Here is a 22071-nt window from a genome sequence, read left to right on the forward strand (position 1 = left end):
AGAGCTAATTCTTAATCATAAATTCATCAAGCTAATTATTTTGTTCTTATTTTTGTTAAAATTTGAGTTATGATCAAGGAATTGGACAAGGATTTTACAAGCCTTAACGAATATATAAACCAAATCAAACCAAGCAAAATTTTCATTCTGGTTGATGAGAACACGCATAATCACTGCTTACCTATTTTGCTCCCGAATCTCGAAACTGATGCTCCTTTTGAAGTTATAGAAATAGAAGCAGGCGAAGAACATAAGAATATCGAAACTGCGACGCAGCTTTGGGAAATCTTCTCGGAAATGGAAGCGGACAGAAAATCTCTTTTGATTAATCTTGGTGGTGGCGTTATTACCGACCTAGGCGGTTTTGTAGCATCCACCTATAAAAGAGGCTTCAAATTTATTAATATCCCGACCACATTATTGTCGATGTGTGATGCTTCGATTGGTGGGAAAACGGGAATTGATCATCAGTATCTTAAAAATATTATTGGAACTTTTGCTTTGCCGGAAGCTATTTTCTTTTACCCACAATTTCTTGAAACATTAAAGTTCGAAGAATTGAGAAGCGGTTTTGCAGAGATGCTGAAGCACGGTCTGATTGCTGATGCAGCTCATTGGAATGATTTGAGCTCATTGCATAAAATAACTCCGGAATCTATTACACCTTACATCAACAGAAGTATGGCAATTAAAAATGAAGTGGTTTCCAAGGATTTCAAGGAGGAAAATGTGAGAAAAACACTCAACTTTGGTCATACAATTGGTCATGCTGTAGAAAGCTTATTCCTCAAAAAAGGGACTCTGATCCCTCACGGAGAAGCCGTTGCTCTGGGAATGATCTGTGAAACGCACTTGGCATTTCTGTGTGGATTGATAGATGTAGAGGTATCTTCTGTGATCATCAGTAAAATCCAAAGATTGTTTCCTTATATCGATATTTCAGAATTCAAAAACGGAGCTATCATGGATCTGATGTTCAATGACAAGAAAAATCAGGATGGAAATATCAATTTTTCATTGATCAATGGCATTGGAAGTTGTCTTTTCGATCAAAAACTGAGTGCGGAACAGATTATTTTGACCTTAGATTTCTATAAAAATCTGCATAAAAATTAATCTTATTATTCACTGAATAATATTTGTAATTAATTAATAATGAGTTGATTATTTTATTGATTTCAACTCTATAAGCAATTATCAATTTCGAATTTTTAATTTTTGGCAAAGATTTTGGAATTACCCATCTCGTAAAACAAAATTTAAAATTTGAAATTATGAAAAAGTTATTTTTAGGATTAGGTTTAGTAGCGGGAACATTTGCATTTGCACAAACTAGTCCGTCGTTCGGTATCAAAGCAGGTCTTAACGTTTCATCAATCTCAGATGATGGTTATGAAGATTCCAAATCAAAAGCTGGATTCTACGGAGGTATTTTTATGAATGCACCATTGTCCGAGCAATTCAGTATTCAGCCAGAGGTTTTGTATAGCCAGATGGGTGCTAAGGTTACAGGAACCAATTCTTATACGATTGGAGGTGTAACTACAACGGACAAAAACTCTGCTAGTCTTAACTTAGACTATATTACAGTTCCAGTTATGTTTCAATTTCATGCCACACCTAATTTTTATTTAGAAGCAGGTCCTGAATTCGGATTCTTGGTTGGTGCTAAGGCTAAAGGTGATACAACTACAACAGTCACTTCCGGAGGTTCATCTTCTACTACTACTGAGTCTTACTCTTCAAGAGATATCAAGGATTTTTACAGTGGATTCAATATGGGTGCGGGATTAGGTCTTGGTTTTAATTTCACTCAGAATTTTGGAATTAATGCTAGATACGTTGCTGGATTTACTGATATCAACAAAAAAAGTAATGACGAAGATGGCAATACTACATTGGAACAAAGTGGTAAAAACAGAAACAATACTTTCCAGGTTGGATTATCTTACAAATTCTAATATTACATAATATTAAATTATTACTAAAGACCGATTATTCGGTCTTTTTTTATTTGATAATTTATATTTTTGTTCTTCATAAACGATTATATATATGAAGAAAATATTTGGGTTGTTGGGATTAACAGTGATGTCATTGGCTTATTCGCAATCATTTGGAGTGAAAGGTGGTGCTAACATTTCTACAATAAGTAAAGAAAATACCTGGGGAGATACCAATTCCAAAATTGGTTTTTATGTAGGAGCTTATATGAATGCTCCTGTGAATGCCTTGCTAAGTATCCAGCCGGAATTGATTTATAACAATATGGGTGTTAAGTATAAAAACAATAATACTTCACATACTCTGAATCTTAATTATATATCGATGCCTATTATGTTTCAATTTGAATTAATACCAAAATTCTATGTCGAGGGTGGGCCTCAGTTTGGTGTTTTGGTAGGTAACAAAAATAAATATGAAAGTGATAATAAAACGATAATCGAGAAAGATAAAGATGCATACAACCAATTGGACCTGAGCGGCGGAATTGGATTAGGCTTCAAGTTTAATAATATGGCCATTGGTGCCAGATATATTATTGGCTTTACCGATATTAAAAAGAATGGTTCTACCAGCTGGAATAACAGTGATAAACAGCTTAGAAATAGCGGCTTCCAAATTGGATTGCAATACGGATTTTAATATTATTAAATTTCTAAAAAATAAAAAAACCAACTTCATTGAAGTTGGTTTTTTATTGGTATTTATTGTTGACTACTTAACAATAAGATTTTTACTTGTTGTTTCTCCATTGTTAGAGATAACTACTCTGTAAGTTCCGGTTTTCAAATTAGAAATGTTAACCTGAGTTTTTTCATTTTCCAAAGATCCGTTAGAAATTAGCTTTCCAGAAAGATCAAGAATCTGATATGTTGCTCCTTTATTAACTTTACTCAAAGAGATATTAACTTCTCCTTTTGCAGGGTTTGGATAGATAGCAAATCCTTTATCAAAAGCAGACTCATTTACCGCAAGATTTTTATTGATATTAAACCTTGTAGCATTAACCGCTAAAAAGATATTGTTAACCGCTTTAACCATAATTCTCGCATTGCTGTTATCTTCGTTTGGAAGCGTTACGGTTGCCGTTCCATTATTTGGAACACTCTCTGCTAAAACAGTAGGATAAGTAAGTCCATTATCAGAAGATAATAAGATTTGTACATTCTGCGTATTCACAGGTGCAACATTTGTTGCAGCTACATCCCAGGTAACAGTTAAAGGTGATCCTCCAACATAGTTAGCTGCTGCTGCCTGAGAAGTAACTTTGAAAGGTCCCGCCGCCGCAGATACAGTCACTACCATATTGGCTCTTGCCGCTTGATTCCCTGTTGCTTTGTTATCGTTAACAAATAATGAGAAATTAAGCGTTCTTCCAACTGTTGGAATAACTTCCCAAGTAGGTGCTAAGTTTCCTGCAGCTATAGAAGCCATTGCTGGGAAGTATCGTGAGTTGGAAGTTGTAGGAGTATATGATCTGAATACTGCTCCTGATGTTTGTGTGGAACTAGGAGCGGTTGATGTAGTTGATGGTCTAATATCAGTCTGTTCCCAAAGGTAAGTTACAGCATCCCCATCTGGATCTGTCGCTGTTCCGGACAGCACAAAAGCAGTTCCATTAGGTATTGTATAATTGGTAAGTGGTTGGATAACCGGAACTTGATTGTTGTTAGCTGTTTTTACAGCACAAGAAGCGCCAGTTCCAGTTGTGATATTGCTATACATCTGGTTAACACTTACCACATGGAAATAAGCATCACTATTATTTTGTACATTTGGAGGACAGATTCCTGCATAGGCCATAATTGTACTACCACTTCCTGGCTCTACAGATGTAGACGCAGATCTGTTATTGGAACAAGAGTTATCAAAAGTGTGTTGTGCTCCCCACTGGTGGCCCATTTCGTGAGCTACATAATCTATATCGAACGCATCGTTTCTAGGTGCGGAGCTTCCAGTTACCCCACGAGCTTTGCTAGCTGTACAAGGAGATCGAAGTTGCGCAACTCCACCACCACCGGTACTGAAGATGTGACCAATATCATAAGCGGAGTTTCCGATTTTAGAATCAATGAAAGCCTGGTTTTCGTCCAATAATGCATAACCGTCATTGTTTGTAAAACCAGGAGCATATGCATCTACATCTATAGAAAGCAATTGATCATTGTTAGCAATCATGGTCATTGTTAGAGAAAGCGTTTTCTCATAGACGCCATTTACTCTCGTCATCGTTGTATTCATTGCAGTTAGTACTGCAGCTTTCTTTTGGTCAACTGTTCCTGTAGATAATCCGGCTCTATTGATATGATATCTGGAATATTCCATTGTCGTAGAAATAGCTAAACGGTAGTTTCTCCATTGGCCATCCTGTACAAGTGATGCTTCGGTCGGTACTGCGGACGCTGTATCTTCCGGATTTTCATAGGAACACGTGAATCCTCTTGTATCTGCAGGAAGATCAGCTCTGTTATAAACCATATAAGTTGACTTGTCTTGTGTATGTGTATCCAAGTAAGCTGTTTTTCCAGCATTGAAATACATTACATTCACGCCGTCATAAGGAGATACACTGAAGCGAATAGAACTTCCTGAATTATTTTTTTCATAACCGACATAAGATCTGATTTCTGGATATTTTGCCTGTAGTGCAGGATCCATTACAGACGCTTCCTGTATTACATAATCTACCAATTTTCCTTCTGCTGTAGGAAACTTAAGAACCAGCGACTCATCATTGGAAAAACGTTGAGGTGCTTTTGCAAGATCTGCTTTAATTCCTTCAAAATTAAGGGAATATAATTTATAATTAGAAGGCGTTGCTGTTTTGTCATAAACAGGTATTCTATTATCGACACCTGAAACGGCTTTCCAGTAATTTTTCTGGGAGAATAATAATCCCGAAACCATTACTCCTGCTGTAATTAGTAATTTTCTGTTCATATAAAATTTATTTAAATAATTTATTTTTTTATTACAATATTGTTGTATTGTGTTTTTTTATTCAATTTGATAATGCTAATAGGATATTTTTTATTAATAAATTCCGGATTATCATATATATCAATGTTGATTTCCAATTTATCATTGCCTTCCAGAATTTCTTTAATCACAAAATCTGTTTTTTCAATTTTGGGCTGTAAAACAATATAAGTTTCATCTTCGCTGAAAGACGGGATAGGATTCTTTCTCGGTGAAGGATTATTGTTATTAATGTTTTTATAAATTAAATTGATTTCTTCCTGTGAATTAAGAATTCGATACTCAGTATTGATTAATTTTAAATTAACGTGATTAATTTCTTCAAAATCTATAATCTTTCCCTTTTGCAAAGTGGTTTCTGTATTTTTTTGTTGGTTTGGTAAAGCGCACGAAATCATACTAACAATTACAATTGATAACAAATGATTTAGAAACTTCATATTTTGAAAAAAATTATTGGTTAAAAATAAAAAAAAACAATCAAATAATACTATTTGATTGTTTTTTTAACAGTTTCAAGTTTAATTACTCTTTGATTTCAACTTTCGTTCCCTGCGTATGTGCATTCATCTGCGGCGCATAATAATTCTGTAAAGTTGTAATACCGTTAGAAAATTTTCCGCTCGCATTGGCAACATAATCATATTCGAAAACATATTTTCCTTTCGGCATATATTCGATGTAGAAATTGGTGGAAGCATCTTTTGTTGATTGATAATATCCCAGATTATTTTTCCATTGGTAACCAGAAATAACATCCAAAGGTTCAAAACCAGACGCTCGCATATCTTTCAAATGAATGAATTCCATATTTCTATCCGTATTCAGAATCATTCTTACAGTCACTTTATCTCCAACTTTGATTGGCGAATTTTCATTGATTTTAACTAATTGTTCCCCATTTTCGGTTTTCACTTTCTTGTATAATTCTTTAGAAATCGAAATATAACTTTCCGAAGATTTTATTTTATCAAGGTCTTCATAGTATTGCCAGAACAAACCACCTTTAACAATCCCAGCGCTTTCTTTTTTAATAGAAACTGTCGCAAGATTTTTATCCAACTTATCAGAATTTACTGAAGTTTTAAAATATCCTGTTGCAGAAGTTTGTGGAACTGGATATAAATCTTTTGCTCCCCAATTAATTTCAGCTTTATCAGATTCTACAGACGTCCAAGATTTCCCTGAATTCAAAATCGTAAAAATAACTTCCGCTGTTCCTCTGGAATTTCCCCAAGAATTAACTTCTTTCTGAGTAATCAGCCAGATTTTCATTTCTTCAATCAAAGTTTCATCAGTCGGCGTTAATTTCTGAAAAGCTTCTAAAGCACCAGCGTGATTAACGGTTTTGGAAGAATACCAACCCCAATCATTCAGGTTTTGTTTCCAGTAAACACCTTGAGTTTCTGTTTCTGTTGAAGTTTCTTTAAGATAAGTCATCAATTTTTTCGAAACCTCTTTCAATCCGTAATTATTGAATAATAAGGCAGAACGATGCAATCCAAAGAATGTGAAGTCAGTGATTTTTGCAGTTTTCGCTTTGGAAATAACCGAGGATTTCAAAGTTGCTCCTTTAGCCTTCAAAGCATATTCTTTTTCCCAATAATGTCTTGTGTCCAGATAATCCAAAACAAAATTGTTCCACACATTATCTTTATCCGTTTTCCAATATTTATTCACTTCATTATCAACATAAGAAACCAGTTTTTTGACCATTTCTTTTTGTTCAGAATTTTGATAATCAGAAAGATTTCCTTTCAGCCATTCATTGATTCTTCCAAGATTTTTCAAAATATAAAGCGAAGTGTAATAAGAACTTGGATAACCTTGATACCAACTGAACCCGCCGTCAGGATTTTGCAGTTTTACCAATTCTGACCAATCATCATTAATGGAATTTCGCATCGTATTCGCATCGAATAATCTTGCTAATTTCTGCATTTGTTCCGTTTCATTTTTCGATTCTAAAACCCAAGGCGTTTCATCCAATAACAATTGTTTTAATTCCTGATTTTTTTCAAGATTCGAAGTCAAAAGACCTTTGGATTGATATTCATCAAAAACAGTTTTCAATTTTGGATTTGCTTTGAAAATTTCCGAAGCCAGAACATCTGCAAACCATTTATTGAAAATAACATCCGCAGAATTATTAGTATCATTTTTCAGGCTTGGAAGCGCAAACATAATTTCCCAAATCGGATTGGTTGTCAGTTCCAAAGTATTGGAAACATTCGTCAAGGTTTTAGAATCGGAATTTTTCAGATTTTCCAAAGTGAACGATTTCGTTTGTCCTTCTTTTACAAAAATCGGAAGCGCATCTATTACCAACATTCTGTTAGGAAGAACTGCGATTGCTTTTTGTTCGCCATCAGAAAAACTGCCAGCTTTTGCAACGATTTTAATGATAATTGAAGAAACATTATTAGGAATTTTCAGTTTCCAAGTTGTGGATGTATTTCCATTTTCAGCTAATGAAAAAGATTGTTCTTTATTATAACCAGGAACCGCAGTCAATTGACTAATCCCGAATTTCTCCGAAATATCTTCATTCGTAAACGCATCCAAAATCTGTAATTGCGCAACACCATTCAGTTTTTGATTCACCAAACTGGATAATTTTGATTGAAGATTCAATTCGTCGCCTTCTCGTAAGAATCTTGGATAATTTGGTGTGATAGAAAATTCTTTTTGTGTCACAACCGATTTTTCCAAAATTGCACTTCTCGCATCTTTTGTATGAGCCAAAAACATTAGTTTCCATTGTGTCAAAGCTTCTGGAGAAGTGAACTCGAATGATACATTTCCATCTTTGTCTGTAAGAAGATTAGGATAGAAAAATGCTGTTTCGTTGAGGTTTTGACGGACTGGGATTTTGTCTAAATCTTTATCCTTTGATGTAATAATCCCTTTCATATCTTGCGTTGTTGCTAAGTCATCAATCTTAACTCCGGCAGCTCTTCCTTGAAGTTTCATTGCTGGAGCCGAAACAGACATTTCAACTTCACTTGCATACATTGCTTTTGGTTTTGGGCAGCCTTTATATTCAGCAGTTCCAGGAACAGTTGGACAAGCATCATCGGAATTTGCAATTCCGTCACCATCTATATCAGAGCCAAATAAAATTGCACCATTGAACCAATTGAATTGAGGAATACGAACATTATTTGTATTCAAATAATTAGTTTTTCCATTATAATATTGTTGTTCCAAACCGTTTCTTAATTCATAAGAACTTTGATAGAAAGGCGAATAGAATCTCTGCCAACTCCAAGAATTAGACGCAAATTGGTCAAGCGATTTATCATACATATTTGCCAAAACTTCAGCATTGATTTTTTCTTTATCAGCACCAGAAATTTTTATCGTCCATTTTTCTTTTTGCTCGGGTTGTAATTTGTCTCGGAATGTCACCGTTTCAATTTTCAAATCATCTTTGCTGTCTGCAATTTTCAAATCAACCGATTCGGTTTTCACATCATTAAAAGCCACCAATTGGAATTGCAAATTCACTCTCGAGATACTTTCATCTTTCGGCATTACAGTTTCATATTCCAAAATTCCATTTTTGAAAGATTTGGTTTCCGTTACAGTTTCTCCTTTTCCATTTTGAATGAAAATTTGAACCAAAGCATCCGGAATTGCAGAGTAAACAAACACTTTTGCTTTTTCTCCTCTTTTGAAATCCTGCGTTGGTTTAATCACTTCCAAGAATGGATTTTGGTTTTGACCCAGCGATTTTTTATCCCAGACTTTGAAGAATTGCTCCGTTTTTATCGTGTCTTTTCCTTCGATATTGTAAAGTTGAAGTTTGTAAGTTCCGGCATTAAGTTTTCCTAAATCTAATTTGGTTGTCGGTTGTTTGTTGTCGGTTGACGGATTTTCTGTGCGGTTAATCAATTGTTTCTCTGACTTCCAGTTCTTCACATCATCATTTTTATCAAACCTGTCGTGAGAAAATTTCTGTACAAATTCATTCTTAGATAATTGTGGCAAATCCTGAACAACAGAAGCAAAATTCTCTCTGAAAATTTGTTTTGGTTCTTCCAGTTTTTCCAATTTTACGTTGTAAGATTTTGGTAAAACCTGGTCGTTATAATTTTTGGTGTCAACTGTCAACTTCACAGCGTCATCAGAAAATATATTTCCGATTTCATTTGCCGTGATATAATGAGAAACCGAAGCTACTTTCACGTTGGTGTTTGCAGATTGTGTTTCGCCATTGATGTCCGTCACAGAAGCATTGATGGCATAGTTATCAATTTGAATCCCGTCCAAAGTTTCGTCTTTTTTCAATTCTACTTTGATGGTAAATTCGCCTTTCTCGTTGGTTTTCACATCGCCCAAAATCGAGTTTTCATTGTCATTTCCACGAGGATACCACCAGAAATAGCGCCAACGGATATTCTGCTTTTTGATTTCATAATTCACTGTTGAATTGCTCAGAGGAACACCTGAAAACATCATCGCTTTTCCTTTCAATTCAATAGTTTGACCGTATTTGTACTCGTCTTTTATTGGGTCAAAAATCACTTCAAATTTTGGACGTTTGTATTCCTCGACTTGAAAATCCGTATAGCCATTAATATGGAAACCAGATTTGTCATCATCATTATTCACTTCTATATTGAAACTTCCATTCAGTTTGTTTTTTGGAAGCGTAAAACTGCCATTCACGGAACCAAATGCATTAGTTGTGAGTTTTAAAGTTTGCAACTCTTCACCATTGGCATCGTGTAAAGTGATATTCAATGGAACTTTTTCCAATGTTTTCACTTTCTGGGTTTCCCCATTGATTCCTGTTGCAATTGCTTTAAAATAAACAATTTGTCCAGGTCTGTAGATTTTTCTGTCAAGAAAAATTTGTGCAGATTCCTGATTTTCAGATTTGCTTCGGTTATTGTAATCATTATAACCATAAACATTTATCAGTGAATAATTGTTTCCATTTTTGATGAGGAAATTTCTGTAATATTCTTTGTTATCAGAATTCGGAATTTGGAAATTTCCGGAAGCATCCGTTTTGACAGAATGTTTTACAATTTGCTTTCCTCTCACATATTCAGCTACTTCAAGAGTTTCGTTGGCAAATACTTTTCCGTTTTCATTATTCACCAATTTCAGAATATTAGCTTTTGGATTAGAATCATCTTTTTTGGAATAAATGATTTTGGAATCAGAAACTATAAAATAGAAATTCCTTTGAACCGAATTTTCCACAACATATTCTGCCAAATAAATTCCTGCTGGAAGTGCTTTTAGCTCCAAAGATGTTTTATGCGTTTTAAAATCCGAAGACTCTGGTAAAGAGAATTGGTCTTTTCTTATCAATGTTTTTTTGACTTTTGCAAAAGGATTTTGATAAGAATCGAAAACATAATTTAGAAAACCTGCGTTGTCATCAGCTTTGTAAATGTTGAGTGAAAAGTTTTTTACATTTTTTCCTTCTGCAACAATGTGAATTGGCTTGTTACTCTGCGTTTCATTTTCATAAAATATGTTTAGCTGAGGATTTTTAATTTGATTTTCTTTGTTCTTAATGTTATTTAGAAACTTAGATTTTGGGAACATTTTCTTCGCATCATTTATCCAAATCAAGGCCAATTTGTAATCTTGTTTTTGCTGAAGAAGTTCAATCATATCATCAATAATCAGGACTTTGTAATCGCCTTTTACAGATTCGTCTTTGACCAATTTTTCAAGTTGCGCGAATTTGTCTTTGCAATTATTTAATTCACAATTATAATTGATTTTTTGATGTTTGAAGTACAACTGAGCATTTCCAGAAAGTGAAGCAGTTTCCGAATCAAAAATCGAATTAATTTTGGTCGAATTCACTTTCAATTCGTTCGGTGTGAAGAGATTTTGATTTCTTAAGAACTCAATATAATTGTAATTGTACCAATCAGATAGCGTTGGGAAATATTCAAGATTGTCAGATGCATCAAATATTTCACTGTACTTCTGCATTTGGATTTTCTTCAAAGCAGCATTTTCTTTTTCTAAATCCGAATAATTCTTCAATAAATAATTTTTAAAATCCAGCTTGCTCCAGGTTTCGATTTGAGATAAGTCGGCGTTATCGATATTGGTTTTCTGATTGATTTTCCAAGAATTATTCTGATAATAATCTTTGATGAATTCCAACGTCAGAAGATGAAACAATTGTCTTTCATCACCTTTCAATTTGCTTTCGGTGTTCTGAAGCTTCGAAAAGAATTTAGAATTTTCATCGTTTTTTGTATTATCCCTAGTCTGTTTTGTAATACTGAATTCAGCTTTCAGAGACTTTATAATTTGTATCGCATTATTATCTTTCAAAGCTTGGTTTTGTATTTCCAGGATGATGGGAAGATTGGATTTGTAAGTGCCTTTTTTATAGTTGTCTTCAATTTTTTTCCATTGCTGGTCGTAATAGTTTTGAGCGGAAAAATTCATAGTAGCAAATATTAATAAGAATACTAATAAGGATTTTAGGATTTTCATAAGTGACTTTTATTTTTTAATCAGTGAACCGAATCACGTTATAAAGATGCATTGTTTTATCGTAAGGTTGGAAAGAAAAAAATATTTTTTTGAAAAATTTAAAGCTTATTGACTTTCTATTTATTTAGAACATTTTTTCCGACATTTGTTAAATCAATGTCGTTTCTAAATTTAGCAAAAAAATATGTCATCGACAGTCAGATTTATGTTTCATTAATGGGAACTTTTCTGGCTGCCTATTTTATGCTGGAACAAAACATATTTCGCTGGCCAAGTTTGCTTTTGATTTTCATTACCTACTTCAGCGGTTATCTTTACACCAAGTATCAGTACGATAAAAAGAAATTCATCAAAATTCTGATTTTTAATTCGATTTGTGGGATTTTAAGTTTTTGTTTGATTGTTTTTAATCATAACGAAATCAGACTGTTGAAATGGGCTGTGATTGTCATCATTGGTTTGCTTTACAATTCTTTTTTTCTCGATAAATTCATTAGGAAAATTCCGTTGCTCAAGATTTTTTACGTTGGCTTGACCTGGGCTTTGATTAACTCCTGGCTCATTCTTCCGGAATTTAATTGGGGGATTTTTCTCATTACTTGGTTGTTCATTTCGGCTTTGGTTTTGCCTTTTGATATCCGAGATATGAACAGTGACGACGTTGTGACTTTTCCGATTCTGATTGGTGTCCAGAGGACTAAATTTCTGGCCTATTTATTAGTTTTTATTTCAGGTCTATTGAGTGTTTTCTATCTGGATTTAGTTTTTGCGTTGTGTTTTTTCCTGACTACAATTATCACATTTTTATTAATTTATTTTTCTGAAAATAATAATCGGGAAGCTTATTTTAGTTTTTTGGTAGAAAGCTGTAGTGGACTTCCTTTGTTATATCTTTTGGCTTACAAATTGATATTGCAGTTTTGTTAAAATATCCGAATGTTCAATAATAAATCTATTCTCCTGATCATCGTCTTTTTAAGTTTGTTTTCCGTTGCTAAGGCGCAGGAGAAAAAAGATTCGATTTATTACAAAATTGAAGAATTCTCGGACAGGAGAAAATTTACAAAATTCATTCATCGCTTTATATTTCGTCGGGAAGCTGATTCGGCTTCTGTTAAATCGAGAACAGAAAAGCAATCTCAGGAATCTTATGACGGAAAATTTATCCGAAATGTAAAAATTGAAACCATTGACCCGTTTGGTTATAATACAAAGGAGAAAAAAGAAAAGTCAAAATGGTATGATTGGTTTACGAATCATCTCCATTCCAACACCCGGATTTCTGTGGTCAATAATTATCTGCTTTTCAAAAAAGGTGAAGAATATAATGCTCAGAAATTATATGAATCTGAACGTCTGCTTCGCCAGATGGATTTTGTTAACCGTGTCAATATTGCCGTTGAAAACAGCTCCAGCGATTCTATTGATGTGGTAGTGAAGGTTTTGGATTCCTGGAGCCTGAAACCAAGATTCAGCTATTCCGGAAGCAAGATAGGATTGGGTTTCACCGAAGAAAACCTGCTTGGACTCGGTCACGAAGTTGATTTTCTTTACCGTAATGATTCTAAGGAAAAACAGGATTATTTATACGGAAGTTATCTGGCGAATAATCTCTTCGGAAGTTATATCAATGCGCAGATTTTGGGAGAGCGTGATTTTTTTAAAAATGAGCGAATCAATCTGAGTGCAAGACGTGATTTTTTCTCACCGCTTACGCAATGGGCTGGTGGTTTCACTTTCGAATATTTTATGCGAAACGTTTTGTTGCCTTTGGAAGATGTTCAAACATTTCCTGAAGTTCAAATCAAGGTTTATAGCCAGGATTTGTGGGGTGGTTATCAGATTCCGGTTTCAAAAAATAATGAAGAGCGGGTTTCCAGCAATATCGCTTTAATAGGGCGATTCACAAATTATCAGTACAAAGACAGTCCCGGGATTGACCAGTTTCAATATTTCCGTTCCTACAATAGTTTCTTGGCTTCGGCAGGATTTATCCAGAGAAAATTTTCGGTGGAGAAGCAGGTTTTCCAATATGATTTGCCTGAGGATATTCCATACGGAAATGCTTTCAATGTCACTGCAGGATTGCTTTCCAGAAGCAAGGAAGTAGTTCCTTACGCCGGGCTTTCCGCTGCTTACGGGGATTTTACGAAAATAGGATACTTCAATATCAAAGCACAGTTTGGAAGATTTTTTAACGAAGAAAAAATCAACCGTGATGCTTTTCGGCTAGACGGAACTTATTTTACCAACGTGATGGATTGGAAGTTTGCCAAGGTTCGTCATTTCTTTTCTCCAACATTAGCTTTAGGAAATCCTCAAAATAATTATTCTTACAAAGACCGAATCAACCTTTCTGCAAGAGACGAGTTTCCGGTTTACGATTACGATTACATAGGAACAAAAAAATTGGTTTTAAGATATCAATTGCAGTTTTTCATCAACAAAACCTGGAAAAATTTTCATTTCAGCCCATATTTGACAACGGCTGTTGGCTGGCTGGGAATGTCTGATGAAAAATTGCTAAAAACCAATGTCAACACAAAAGTTGGAATCGGGGTTCTGATCAACAATCCTTATCTGGTTTTCAACAGGATTCAGGTTTCTTTTATGTATTATCCGAAGGTGCCGTTTGACAACAGTTCTGTTTTTGACTTCAACAGCTACAGAAACAATATGATGCCGATGAATACTTTTGCGGCGGACATTCCGCATTTTGTGAACTTCGGAAATTGATTTTCTTGCTGAGAAGTTTTATCTTTACATAAATTTTTGAGTGATGGAAAATATTGAAGTATTAAGAAGCAAACTGGTAGAAAGAATCTTTTCTACTACGAATGTCAATTTCTTACAAGCCGTTGAAAATCTTTTTTTGTCTGTTCAGCCTGAAGAAGATGCAAAATATATTTTGTCCAAAAGTCAGAAAGAAATGATTCTAGTTGCGGAAGAGGATATTAAATATGGACGAACTATTTCCGACGAGGAGTTAAGAAAATTGGATGAAGAATGGATGAAGTAAAGGTCATTTGGACAACGCTTGCAAGAAAACAGAGAAACGCCATTTTCGATTACTGGAATAATAGAAATAAAAGTAATCGTTATTCTATAAAACTAAACCTTACTATTTATCAAAAAATTGATTTATTAAAGTCTAATCCTTTAAGTGGTATTGAAACCAATTTCGAACCATATCGAATTTTGCATTTTGAAAATTACGGATTGGTCTATAGATTAGAAAAAGATTTACTCTACATTATTTCTGTGTGGGATAATCGTCAAAATCCGAGTAAACTGAAAAAACTTTTGGGATTATGATTATCAACAAACTTTCACTCATCAATTTCAAAAGCCACTCGGAACAATCATTCGAATTTTCGCCTCAAATCAATTGTTTTGTAGGAAATAATGGAGTAGGGAAGACTAATGTTCTGGATGCCCTTCATTATCTTTCTGTCGGTAAAAGTTTTTTGGGAAATTCTGACCTCAACAATGTGAAATCTAATGAAGATTTTTTTGTTATTGAATCCGAAATCCAGAATGATGAGAAAGAAGATATCATCAAAATTCTTCAGCCAAAAGAGTCTAAAAAAGTCATTAAAAAGAATGATAAAAGCTACGACAGATTAGCTGACCACATTGGTTATTTGCCAAGTGTGATGATTTCGCCTTACGATTCCAATTTGATTTCCGATTCGGGAGAAAGTCGTAGAAAGTTTTTGGATGCGATGATTTCTCAGACCGATTCTTCTTATCTTTTTGATTTGATTCAGTATCAGAAAACCGTTCAGCAGAGAAATGCTTTGTTGAAATATTTTGCGAAGAACAGGACGTTTGACAAAGATTCTCTGGTGATTTATGATGACCCGATTTCAAGCTTCGGAACAAGGATTTTCGAGAAGAGAAAAGAATTTATTGAAAAACTGAATCCAATTGTTCAGCATTTTTACGAAATCATTTCAGGCGGAAAAGAACTCGTAAATGTTATTTATGAATCTCATCTTTTGAATGACGATTTTCACAATCTCTTATCTCAAACTATCGATAAAGACAGAGCTTTGACCTATACTTCCAAAGGAACTCATAAAGATGATTTGTTATTTGAAATGAATGGTAATTCAATCAAAAAAATAGGTTCACAAGGTCAGCAGAAATCATTTTTAATTTCATTAAAATTAGCTCAAATCAACAGAATCAAAGAACTGACCGGAAAGTCTCCAATCCTTCTTCTGGACGATATTTTTGACAAGCTAGATGATACCAGAGTTTCTCAATTAATCGAATTAGTTAACAAAGAAAGTTTCGGTCAAATTTTCATTACTGATACGCACAAAGAACGAACAGAAAACGTTGTAAAACGCATTAACGAAGAAAGTAGAATTTTTGAAATATCATAAAAGCCCATTCAGGATTCTGAATGGGTTTTTCCATTTTTTATATTGTTGAAAAGAAATACAAAGCCTGAACCTAGCCCTGATGGGAACGGCATCCTTTTTTGTTATTGCGATTGTTGAAAAGTTCAACAGATTGCTTCACGTTGTTCGCAATGACAAAAAAGATATAGTGGACAGCAGGTTGAAATGTTCTACCGAAGCCACCAGCTTGTTGCTCCTAAAAGTTACAAAAAGCTTCCGTCAAATGAGAATGGCAACAAGTCTCGGATAGATTTTGTTTTGATGATTTCTCCGTTGGGTGCGGCAAAATAGATTTCGATTTTTTCTTTTTGCTTAGCCTCATATTCCAGGATAGATTGTCTGCAGCCGCCACAAGGTGGAATTGGAACTGAACTCAAAGCATCTTCTGGTCCGCCAATCACAAATATTTTTTTGATTTTCACATCTGGATAATTTGCCGAAGTCCAAAAAATAGTCGTTCTCTCAGCACACAAACCGGAAGGATATGCGGCGTTTTCCTGGTTACTTCCTGTGATTATTTCGCCATTTTCTAGTAGAAGCGCACAACCAACAAAAAAATGGGAGTAGGGCGCATAAGCTTGTTCTCGGATGGTTTTAGCTTTATCAAAAAGTGTTTTTTCTATATCGTTGAGTTCATCGTAACTCGGGATAACTTCAAAGTTGATTTTTATCTCTTTTTCCATTTTTTAAAATGAGGGAGGTAAAAATACATTTTTTGTGGAAATAAATTAACATTAATTGAAAAAAAACATCTAAGAGATATGTTACGACCATTTTTAGCACTTATTTTTCTGTTTATCATTGGATTGACCAAGGCTCAAGACAAGATTTTTTGGAATGAAAGCCGGAAGTTGGTTTGGGAAGATTTCCAATCGAAAACGCAACCGAATACTTCCAAAGCCGCCGCAACAACCTTTTGCGGAATTTCCTATTTGTTGAACAGTCCAACCAAAAAATTCACTTCCAAAGAAGTTAAGATTGAATCCTTTTTTGTGCCTTCAAAATCCTGGGCACATAATGACCACAAAACTGATTTGGTTCTGATGCACGAGCAAAGTCATTTTGATATTGCTGAATTGTTTGCGAGAAGATTTAGAAAATTAATCAGCAACAAAACGATAGATGCTAAAACGCTTCAAAAGTTTTACACTAATATTTATGATGATTACAAGGATTATCAGCAGGATTATGAAACGGTAACTAATCACGGAAGAATTCGTGATAAACAATTGGAATATACTGAGGAAATCAATCAGGAAATAGAAAAATTGTCAGACTTTAAAACCTGAATTTCCGGTTTTCCTTCTTCTCAGACAATTTCTTTTTGTTGTCGATACGTTTCTGTATTTGACCTTTCGAAGGTTTTGTAGCAACACGTTTTTTTGGAACAAAAAGTGATTTTTCAACCAGTTCTAACATTTTATCGGTCACAATTTTTTTATTCTGAAGTTGTGTTCTGCTCTCAGATGAGGTCATTTGCAACAAACCTTCAGAATTGATTCTGTTTTTCAATTTTTCCGAGATTCTCAACTTTTCATCAAAAGAAAAAAACTGACTTTCCATCACGTTCCAAATTCCCGTAACAGCCGTTTCCACCTTGTTCACGTTTTGTCCGCCAGCTCCGGAAGAGCGGGAAGTTTTGTAACTGATTTCGGTAGAAAAATCTTTCATTAGTTAGTAATCAATTTTTTCAATTCAAGACGATTTACTTTTCCGTTCGGCGTTCTTGGGATTTGCTCTACAAAAATAATCTCTTTTGGTTTATGAAAAGATTTTTTGTAGTTAATAGTTGATAATTGATGGTTGATAGATTGTGATTCTTCGCCTTCAATGATTAAAACTAACTTCTGTCCTAATTTTTCATCCTCAATTCCAAGAAATACAACTTCATTTGGAATTACTTTCTTAACGAGTTTTTCTAATTCTTCAGGAAAAATCTTCGCACCTCCGGAATTAATTATATTATCAATCCTTCCTAAAAATTTGAACTGCTTTTTATCATTAATTTCAACCAGATCATTGGTCTGTAAAACTTCAGAATTAAGTTTTGGAGCAAATATTTTCAGGCAACCTCTTTCATCCAAAGAAATATCAACACCATCAAAAACCTTAAACCAATCTTGCTGATTTGGGAAAACCTGTTTCAAAGCGATGTGAGAAAGAGTTTCGCTCATTCCGTAGGTCTCGAATATTTTGGTTTGAGAGTTTGAGGATTTAAGGGTTTGAGAGATTTTACTTTTTAAAGTTTCTGAAACTGCAGCGCCACCAATAATTAGATTTTTTATTAAATGAATTTTCTCTAAGGAATTTTCAACTTGTAAAGGTGTCATTGCGCAAAAATCAGTGTCTTCATTGGTATTTTCTAAAGGATTAAGTGAAATTGGAGCAATTTTCAGTTTTAATTTTCTCGAAATACTTCTTACAACCATCATTTTTCCCGAGATATATTCAATAGGAAGACAAAGTAGAGCTGAATTTCCTTCTTTTAAATCCAAAAAATCACAAGTCATCTCCGCCGAGTTCAACATTTTTGATTTTTCTATGTCAAAAATTTTCGGAATTCCGGTAGAACCAGAACTCATAATTTTCACCGTTTTTGACTCCGAAAACCACTCATTTATGAAGTCTAAAACTTTGGTTTCAAATTCGTTAGATGAGGTTTGGTGGATTGGTGAAGCTTTGAAAAGGTCGATTAACATTGAGATGTGTGAAAAATTATTTTATAAAATTATGCATTTTTTTTCGAAGAAAATTTGGAACTTAAAAAAAAAGCTGTACATTTGCACCACAATAAACGACAGACCCATGGTGTAACGGTAGCACTTCGGTTTTTGGTACCGCCTGTCGGGGTTCGAATCCCTGTGGGTCTACATCGTAACTAAATAACCAACTGAATTTCAGTTGGTTATTTTTTTTGTTAATATTTATTATTAAAGTGAAAAAAATGAGCTTTCAAAAATGTTGAAAACTCATTTTATTAGCTGAATATTATTTTTATTTATTCAGAATCACATTTTTTATGATGGGTTCCAGATTAGTAGGTAAATCAGCATCTTTAACCTGATATTTAGCTACATTCATTTCTTTCAGCCAATTGTCCCAATAGGTTTTGATAATATCACCTTCGAATGGATTTCCCTTTTCCGGATTGATGCCGAGAACCACGACTTCCAGATTGTTAAAGTTGCCATTGGCCTTGATAAAACCCAAACCTTTTTCATCCATTTTAGATTTAAAATCGGACATATTCAGTTTTAGTGATTTTACGAGTTCCGGTGTAAGGTAGGATGTTTTTCCATTTTCTGTGAATTTAGAATCTTTGTGAAACATATAACCATCTGTTAAAATAAAAAGAATGTTTCTATGTTTGTCTTTGATGCAATAATCATTGACCTTATTTTTGAAAAATCCCCAGATATCGGAACCGACATATTGCTTGTCCTGAATCGCCGATTGGTAGATTTTTTCTGGTAAGGTTGAATATTTTTCGTCAACCAGATTAATCGTTTCTTTGGAAGTATTCTTGTCAAAGGAAACTTTCAGCTGTTTGGCAAAGTCATTGATTTTGGAATCGGAAGGTTCGGGATTGAAGAATATCTGCATCTGGTCATTCAGCTGCATTACTTTTTTGCTCTTGACGTGGTCGATAAATCCGTTTTTAATCGCTTTGATGTATTCCAAATCGCGTTGATAATATGCCATTGAAGGATTCGGATATTTTTCAGGATCAATTCTATCAGATAGGTCGATCAAAATACTGATATTTAGGTTTTTGTTGTTGGCAATGGAATCATTGTTTGCAGTTACTCCGGTTTTTGGTTCGCTTTTTTTGCATTGAATTAAAGACAATGACAGAATTAGCAGATAGTATATATATTTCATAGATGTTAGTTTTAAAGGACAGAAACGTAAACTGAATTTTGACTGTCGGAATTGGCTCCGACTTTATTCAGATTATAATTATATTGATTTTTGCATTCTTCAATCATTTCCTGTTTTACAGGATGAGAAACAGCCAGCTTTTCATTGACGAAGGTTATCCAGCCTTGCACATATTCTGATGCATAAGATTTATACTCCTTGGTTGGAATGATAACGCCATCAATAATATTTTGGAGTTCCTCGATTCTTCCTCTGGCTTTGATGATTAATTCCTTGATGCTTGCAATACCGTTTTTGATGTCTTCCATTTGTTTTTCAAAACCTGTGATACGGTCCTGATGAACAAGGATGTCCTTCTGTTTTTTGATTTGCTCGTGTTTGATTTTATCTTTTTCCTTATGTTCTTTCATAATGAAATCGAAAACCAATCCCCAAATAATATAGACCACAAATCCGGCGAAAATAATTCCCCAAAACTGATTCTTGGTAAAAGCAATCGACAAATCAAAAGGCGGTGAGTCAAAAGTTTTGTTGAGTTCGTAGATTTTCGATTCGATTTCATAAGCAAGAATGGCATCGAACACGAATGTTACCACAAAAAGCAGGAACATCTTCACGTAATTCAGCCAGTTTTTGTTCTCGCCAAACATATGAATCAAATAACCTAAACCGAGGAAAACAAACGGAATCAAAGTCACAAAAGCGCCTTCTAACGGGCCTTCATCCCAAGCTTTGTTGAATGCCTGCGCGTCCAAAACACTTTGCATTATGCTTACATTCGGGTCAAATGTTTTAAAGAACGCCGAAAACGAGGTCGAGATATAAAATGTAAACAAATAAAGGCTGATTGGAATCAAAAGTAGCAAGCCGATCCAAAACTTCGTAGAAGCACCTTTACTGGCATTGATTTGATACAGTTCCGGGTTTTTCGGAATGTCATTAATTTCGAATTTCAATGTTTCAATTTTATTCTGAACAGTCTCGATGTTCTGCTGAATTTCTTTGATTTGTTCTTCCTTATTGTCAAGAGAAACTGTTAAACCTTTGATTTCGGTTTCTTTATTTTTCTGCTCGTTGATGTAGGGTTCTTTCAATTTGTTTTGTTTGTCAGCCAATTCTTTTTCCTCATTCTGAAATTTGGAATAGATCGCGTCCAGACAAATCGATAAAGCGGTGTGGTTTCCATTGTTGCGAGAGCTATCTCTATAACCAGATTCGTGGTAGGTTCTCTTTCTGCTTTCCTCCGTTACTTCTCCATTGTTGTTGGTTTCTACAATTTTAAGAGGAGATTCTTCTTTCTCAACTGCAACAGGTTTCAGCCTGAAAATGTTTTTGATATTACTGGTCATAATTTAGTTTTTTAAATCGTTAAAAATGTCAGTTTTACTTTTTCCTTCTTTTACAGAATCTATGAGATAATCCACGATTTGTAATACATTTTCTTCCATAAATCCGAACATCAGGACGTATTTTTCCAAAGCCGTTCTCTCATTCGGCGAAACTACACCGTCCGCCCAAATCATTACAGTCAAATCATATAGGTAATCAATTTTTTCCTCGATGCTTTCCGGAATACTTAGTTTAGAATTAATGGGATTGAGAAGGATCTCGTCCAGATTTTTCTGTGAGATTCCGCGTTCTTCGGCCGATTTGTAAAGCGCTTTCAGTTCAAGTGGACTAAAATTGTCATCACAAAGTGCCATTTGATAAAGCCTTAAAAAATGGGCTTTAAGGTTTTCGGTTGGTTCTATAATTTCATTCATTGTTATTATTGTTTTTTGATGAAGTTCTAATGATTCTGTCCCTGCTGAATGTTTTAGCTGTAGTCGGTTTTTCCGGGATGATTTCCTGAAGCGGTTCTTTCTTTTTTAATCTGATGACGACCAGCAACAAGAATAAAATCCCCGTTACAATGTCAATCGGAATCCAGAGACTTTTGAGATAAAGATGAATGGGAAAAATCGGATTGAATAAAATCAAGATGATTCCGAAAACAATTACCCAATGATATTCTTTCTGTCTCCCGAAATAATAAACCACAATTCCTGATGCAATGAAAACGATGATTCTAAGAAATGTGTAATATGATAATGGTAAAGGAAGAATAGCGAAGAAACAGCAAAGTGCGTAAAAAGAGAAAAATGTTTTGTAGATAATTTCTAATCGTTTGAAATTTTTAGAATTATTTGCTTCCATCGTTAATTACATCCAGAGCAATAACTCTTGTCTACATATTCCTTATTTCCGCCAGAGGATAAATAATAACAGCCACCTTTTTCTCCTACATATAATGTGTGTCCATTATAAGTAC

The 22071-nt window shown here is 34.4% G+C and carries 19 protein-coding genes and 1 tRNA gene; 10 read left to right on the plus strand and 10 right to left on the minus strand.

Annotated elements, in window-relative coordinates:
- The first annotated feature begins 69 nt into the window (after window positions 1-69).
- The 3 genes from aroB (at window position 70) to BXY58_RS14640 (ending at window position 2646) form a co-directional block, all read left to right on the plus strand.
- Window positions 70-1116 carry a 3-dehydroquinate synthase gene (gene aroB / locus BXY58_RS14630; RefSeq protein ID WP_120214614.1) on the plus strand — a complete coding sequence of 349 codons (1047 nt, stop codon included), beginning with the start codon at window positions 70-72 and terminating at the stop codon, window positions 1114-1116.
- Between the two features lie 158 nt (window positions 1117-1274).
- Window positions 1275-1961, plus strand: a complete 687-nt coding sequence (locus tag BXY58_RS14635) for a porin family protein (protein WP_120214615.1) — start codon at window positions 1275-1277, stop codon at window positions 1959-1961.
- Window positions 1962-2055: 94 nt separating this feature from the next.
- Complete coding sequence (locus BXY58_RS14640; protein ID WP_120214616.1) at window positions 2056-2646, plus strand: porin family protein; 591 nt, start codon at window positions 2056-2058, stop codon at window positions 2644-2646.
- Window positions 2647-2718: 72 nt separating this feature from the next.
- On the opposite strand, the gene BXY58_RS14645 is transcribed toward BXY58_RS14640, so the two are convergent.
- The 3 genes from BXY58_RS14645 to BXY58_RS14655 form a co-directional block, all read right to left on the minus strand.
- A complete protein-coding gene (locus BXY58_RS14645) occupies window positions 2719-4944 on the minus strand; it encodes a zinc-dependent metalloprotease (RefSeq protein WP_120214617.1) in 2226 nt (741 codons plus the stop codon).
- A gap of 20 nt (window positions 4945-4964) precedes the next feature.
- Complete coding sequence (locus tag BXY58_RS14650; RefSeq protein ID WP_147366854.1) at window positions 4965-5423, minus strand: hypothetical protein; 459 nt, start codon at window positions 5421-5423, stop codon at window positions 4965-4967.
- An 85-nt stretch (window positions 5424-5508) separates the two neighbouring features.
- Complete coding sequence (locus BXY58_RS14655; protein ID WP_120214619.1) at window positions 5509-11466, minus strand: alpha-2-macroglobulin family protein; 5958 nt, start codon at window positions 11464-11466, stop codon at window positions 5509-5511.
- 156 nt (window positions 11467-11622) lie between these two features.
- Here BXY58_RS14655 and BXY58_RS14660 point away from each other — a divergent pair, with 156 nt between their 5' ends.
- The 5 genes from BXY58_RS14660 to recF are packed head-to-tail and all read left to right on the plus strand — an operon-like array spanning window position 11623 to window position 15860.
- Window positions 11623-12393, plus strand: a complete 771-nt coding sequence (locus BXY58_RS14660; protein ID WP_185140478.1) for a UbiA prenyltransferase family protein — start codon at window positions 11623-11625, stop codon at window positions 12391-12393.
- 9 nt (window positions 12394-12402) lie between these two features.
- Window positions 12403-14202: a hypothetical protein gene (locus BXY58_RS14665; protein WP_120214620.1), complete on the plus strand. Its 1800-nt coding sequence runs from the start codon at window positions 12403-12405 to the stop codon at window positions 14200-14202.
- Window positions 14203-14245: 43 nt separating this feature from the next.
- Entirely contained in the window at window positions 14246-14485 is a 240-nt protein-coding gene (locus tag BXY58_RS14670; protein WP_120214621.1) for a hypothetical protein, read from the plus strand.
- Complete coding sequence (locus BXY58_RS14675) at window positions 14473-14781, plus strand: type II toxin-antitoxin system RelE/ParE family toxin (protein WP_120214622.1); 309 nt, start codon at window positions 14473-14475, stop codon at window positions 14779-14781. The genes BXY58_RS14670 and BXY58_RS14675 overlap by 13 nt, the downstream gene beginning before the upstream one ends.
- Window positions 14778-15860: a DNA replication/repair protein RecF gene (gene recF, locus BXY58_RS14680; protein ID WP_120214623.1), complete on the plus strand. Its 1083-nt coding sequence runs from the start codon at window positions 14778-14780 to the stop codon at window positions 15858-15860. The genes BXY58_RS14675 and recF overlap by 4 nt, the downstream gene beginning before the upstream one ends.
- A gap of 221 nt (window positions 15861-16081) precedes the next feature.
- Here recF and cdd read toward each other — a convergent pair whose 3' ends face one another.
- Complete coding sequence (gene cdd, locus BXY58_RS14685) at window positions 16082-16561, minus strand: cytidine deaminase (RefSeq protein WP_120214624.1); 480 nt, start codon at window positions 16559-16561, stop codon at window positions 16082-16084.
- Between the two features lie 78 nt (window positions 16562-16639).
- On the opposite strand from cdd, the gene BXY58_RS14690 reads away from it, so the two are divergent.
- A complete protein-coding gene (locus BXY58_RS14690; protein ID WP_120214625.1) occupies window positions 16640-17167 on the plus strand; it encodes a DUF922 domain-containing protein in 528 nt (175 codons plus the stop codon).
- Here BXY58_RS14690 and arfB read toward each other — a convergent pair.
- Window positions 17157-17549 (minus strand): alternative ribosome rescue aminoacyl-tRNA hydrolase ArfB, encoded by a 393-nt coding sequence (arfB, locus tag BXY58_RS14695; RefSeq protein ID WP_120214626.1) that lies wholly within the window; start codon window positions 17547-17549, stop codon window positions 17157-17159. The genes BXY58_RS14690 and arfB overlap by 11 nt on opposite strands.
- A complete protein-coding gene (locus BXY58_RS14700; protein ID WP_120214627.1) occupies window positions 17549-18577 on the minus strand; it encodes an acyl-CoA synthetase family protein in 1029 nt (342 codons plus the stop codon). Before BXY58_RS14700 ends, arfB begins: the two co-directional genes overlap by 1 nt.
- Before the next feature lie 100 nt (window positions 18578-18677).
- Between BXY58_RS14700 and BXY58_RS14705 the strand changes: the two genes are divergently transcribed.
- Window positions 18678-18748 (plus strand) — tRNA-Gln (locus BXY58_RS14705).
- A gap of 124 nt (window positions 18749-18872) precedes the next feature.
- Here the strand turns inward: BXY58_RS14705 and BXY58_RS14710 are convergent.
- From BXY58_RS14710 to BXY58_RS14725, 4 genes are read right to left on the minus strand one after another with little or no spacing between them, the layout of a single operon-like run.
- Window positions 18873-19760 carry a hypothetical protein gene (locus BXY58_RS14710; protein WP_120214628.1) on the minus strand — a complete coding sequence of 296 codons (888 nt, stop codon included), beginning with the start codon at window positions 19758-19760 and terminating at the stop codon, window positions 18873-18875.
- Window positions 19761-19771: 11 nt separating this feature from the next.
- Complete coding sequence (locus BXY58_RS14715; RefSeq protein WP_120214629.1) at window positions 19772-21109, minus strand: coiled-coil domain-containing protein; 1338 nt, start codon at window positions 21107-21109, stop codon at window positions 19772-19774.
- A 3-nt stretch (window positions 21110-21112) separates the two neighbouring features.
- Window positions 21113-21523, minus strand: coding sequence for a tellurite resistance TerB family protein (locus tag BXY58_RS14720; RefSeq protein WP_120214630.1), 411 nt, complete (start codon window positions 21521-21523; stop codon window positions 21113-21115).
- Entirely contained in the window at window positions 21516-21956 is a 441-nt protein-coding gene (locus BXY58_RS14725) for a DUF6804 family protein (protein ID WP_120214631.1), read from the minus strand. The genes BXY58_RS14720 and BXY58_RS14725 overlap by 8 nt, the downstream gene beginning before the upstream one ends.
- Window positions 21957-22071 lie beyond the last annotated feature (115 nt).

It is taken from the genome of Epilithonimonas arachidiradicis (genome assembly GCF_003610695.1).
Classification (GTDB): domain Bacteria; phylum Bacteroidota; class Bacteroidia; order Flavobacteriales; family Weeksellaceae; genus Epilithonimonas; species Epilithonimonas arachidiradicis.

What these genes read in the sequence shown, in the direction of transcription:
- aroB (WP_120214614.1), top strand. Translation starts at nt 70, where the DNA reads ATGATCAAGGAATTGGACAAGGATTTTACAAGCCTTAACGAATATATA.
- BXY58_RS14720 (WP_120214630.1), bottom strand. Translation starts at nt 21,523, where the DNA reads ATGAATGAAATTATAGAACCAACCGAAAACCTTAAAGCCCATTTTTTA.
- arfB (WP_120214626.1), bottom strand. Translation starts at nt 17,549, where the DNA reads ATGAAAGATTTTTCTACCGAAATCAGTTACAAAACTTCCCGCTCTTCC.
- BXY58_RS14665 (WP_120214620.1), top strand. Translation starts at nt 12,403, where the DNA reads ATGTTCAATAATAAATCTATTCTCCTGATCATCGTCTTTTTAAGTTTG.
- BXY58_RS14715 (WP_120214629.1), bottom strand. Translation starts at nt 21,109, where the DNA reads ATGACCAGTAATATCAAAAACATTTTCAGGCTGAAACCTGTTGCAGTT.
- BXY58_RS14700 (WP_120214627.1), bottom strand. Translation starts at nt 18,577, where the DNA reads ATGTTAATCGACCTTTTCAAAGCTTCACCAATCCACCAAACCTCATCT.
- recF (WP_120214623.1), top strand. Translation starts at nt 14,778, where the DNA reads ATGATTATCAACAAACTTTCACTCATCAATTTCAAAAGCCACTCGGAA.
- BXY58_RS14725 (WP_120214631.1), bottom strand. Translation starts at nt 21,956, where the DNA reads ATGGAAGCAAATAATTCTAAAAATTTCAAACGATTAGAAATTATCTAC.
- BXY58_RS14675 (WP_120214622.1), top strand. Translation starts at nt 14,473, where the DNA reads ATGGATGAAGTAAAGGTCATTTGGACAACGCTTGCAAGAAAACAGAGA.
- BXY58_RS14645 (WP_120214617.1), bottom strand. Translation starts at nt 4,944, where the DNA reads ATGAACAGAAAATTACTAATTACAGCAGGAGTAATGGTTTCGGGATTA.
- cdd (WP_120214624.1), bottom strand. Translation starts at nt 16,561, where the DNA reads ATGGAAAAAGAGATAAAAATCAACTTTGAAGTTATCCCGAGTTACGAT.
- BXY58_RS14650 (WP_147366854.1), bottom strand. Translation starts at nt 5,423, where the DNA reads ATGAAGTTTCTAAATCATTTGTTATCAATTGTAATTGTTAGTATGATT.
- BXY58_RS14635 (WP_120214615.1), top strand. Translation starts at nt 1,275, where the DNA reads ATGAAAAAGTTATTTTTAGGATTAGGTTTAGTAGCGGGAACATTTGCA.
- BXY58_RS14640 (WP_120214616.1), top strand. Translation starts at nt 2,056, where the DNA reads ATGAAGAAAATATTTGGGTTGTTGGGATTAACAGTGATGTCATTGGCT.
- BXY58_RS14660 (WP_185140478.1), top strand. Translation starts at nt 11,623, where the DNA reads ATGTCGTTTCTAAATTTAGCAAAAAAATATGTCATCGACAGTCAGATT.
- BXY58_RS14710 (WP_120214628.1), bottom strand. Translation starts at nt 19,760, where the DNA reads ATGAAATATATATACTATCTGCTAATTCTGTCATTGTCTTTAATTCAA.
- BXY58_RS14670 (WP_120214621.1), top strand. Translation starts at nt 14,246, where the DNA reads ATGGAAAATATTGAAGTATTAAGAAGCAAACTGGTAGAAAGAATCTTT.
- BXY58_RS14690 (WP_120214625.1), top strand. Translation starts at nt 16,640, where the DNA reads ATGTTACGACCATTTTTAGCACTTATTTTTCTGTTTATCATTGGATTG.
- BXY58_RS14655 (WP_120214619.1), bottom strand. Translation starts at nt 11,466, where the DNA reads ATGAAAATCCTAAAATCCTTATTAGTATTCTTATTAATATTTGCTACT.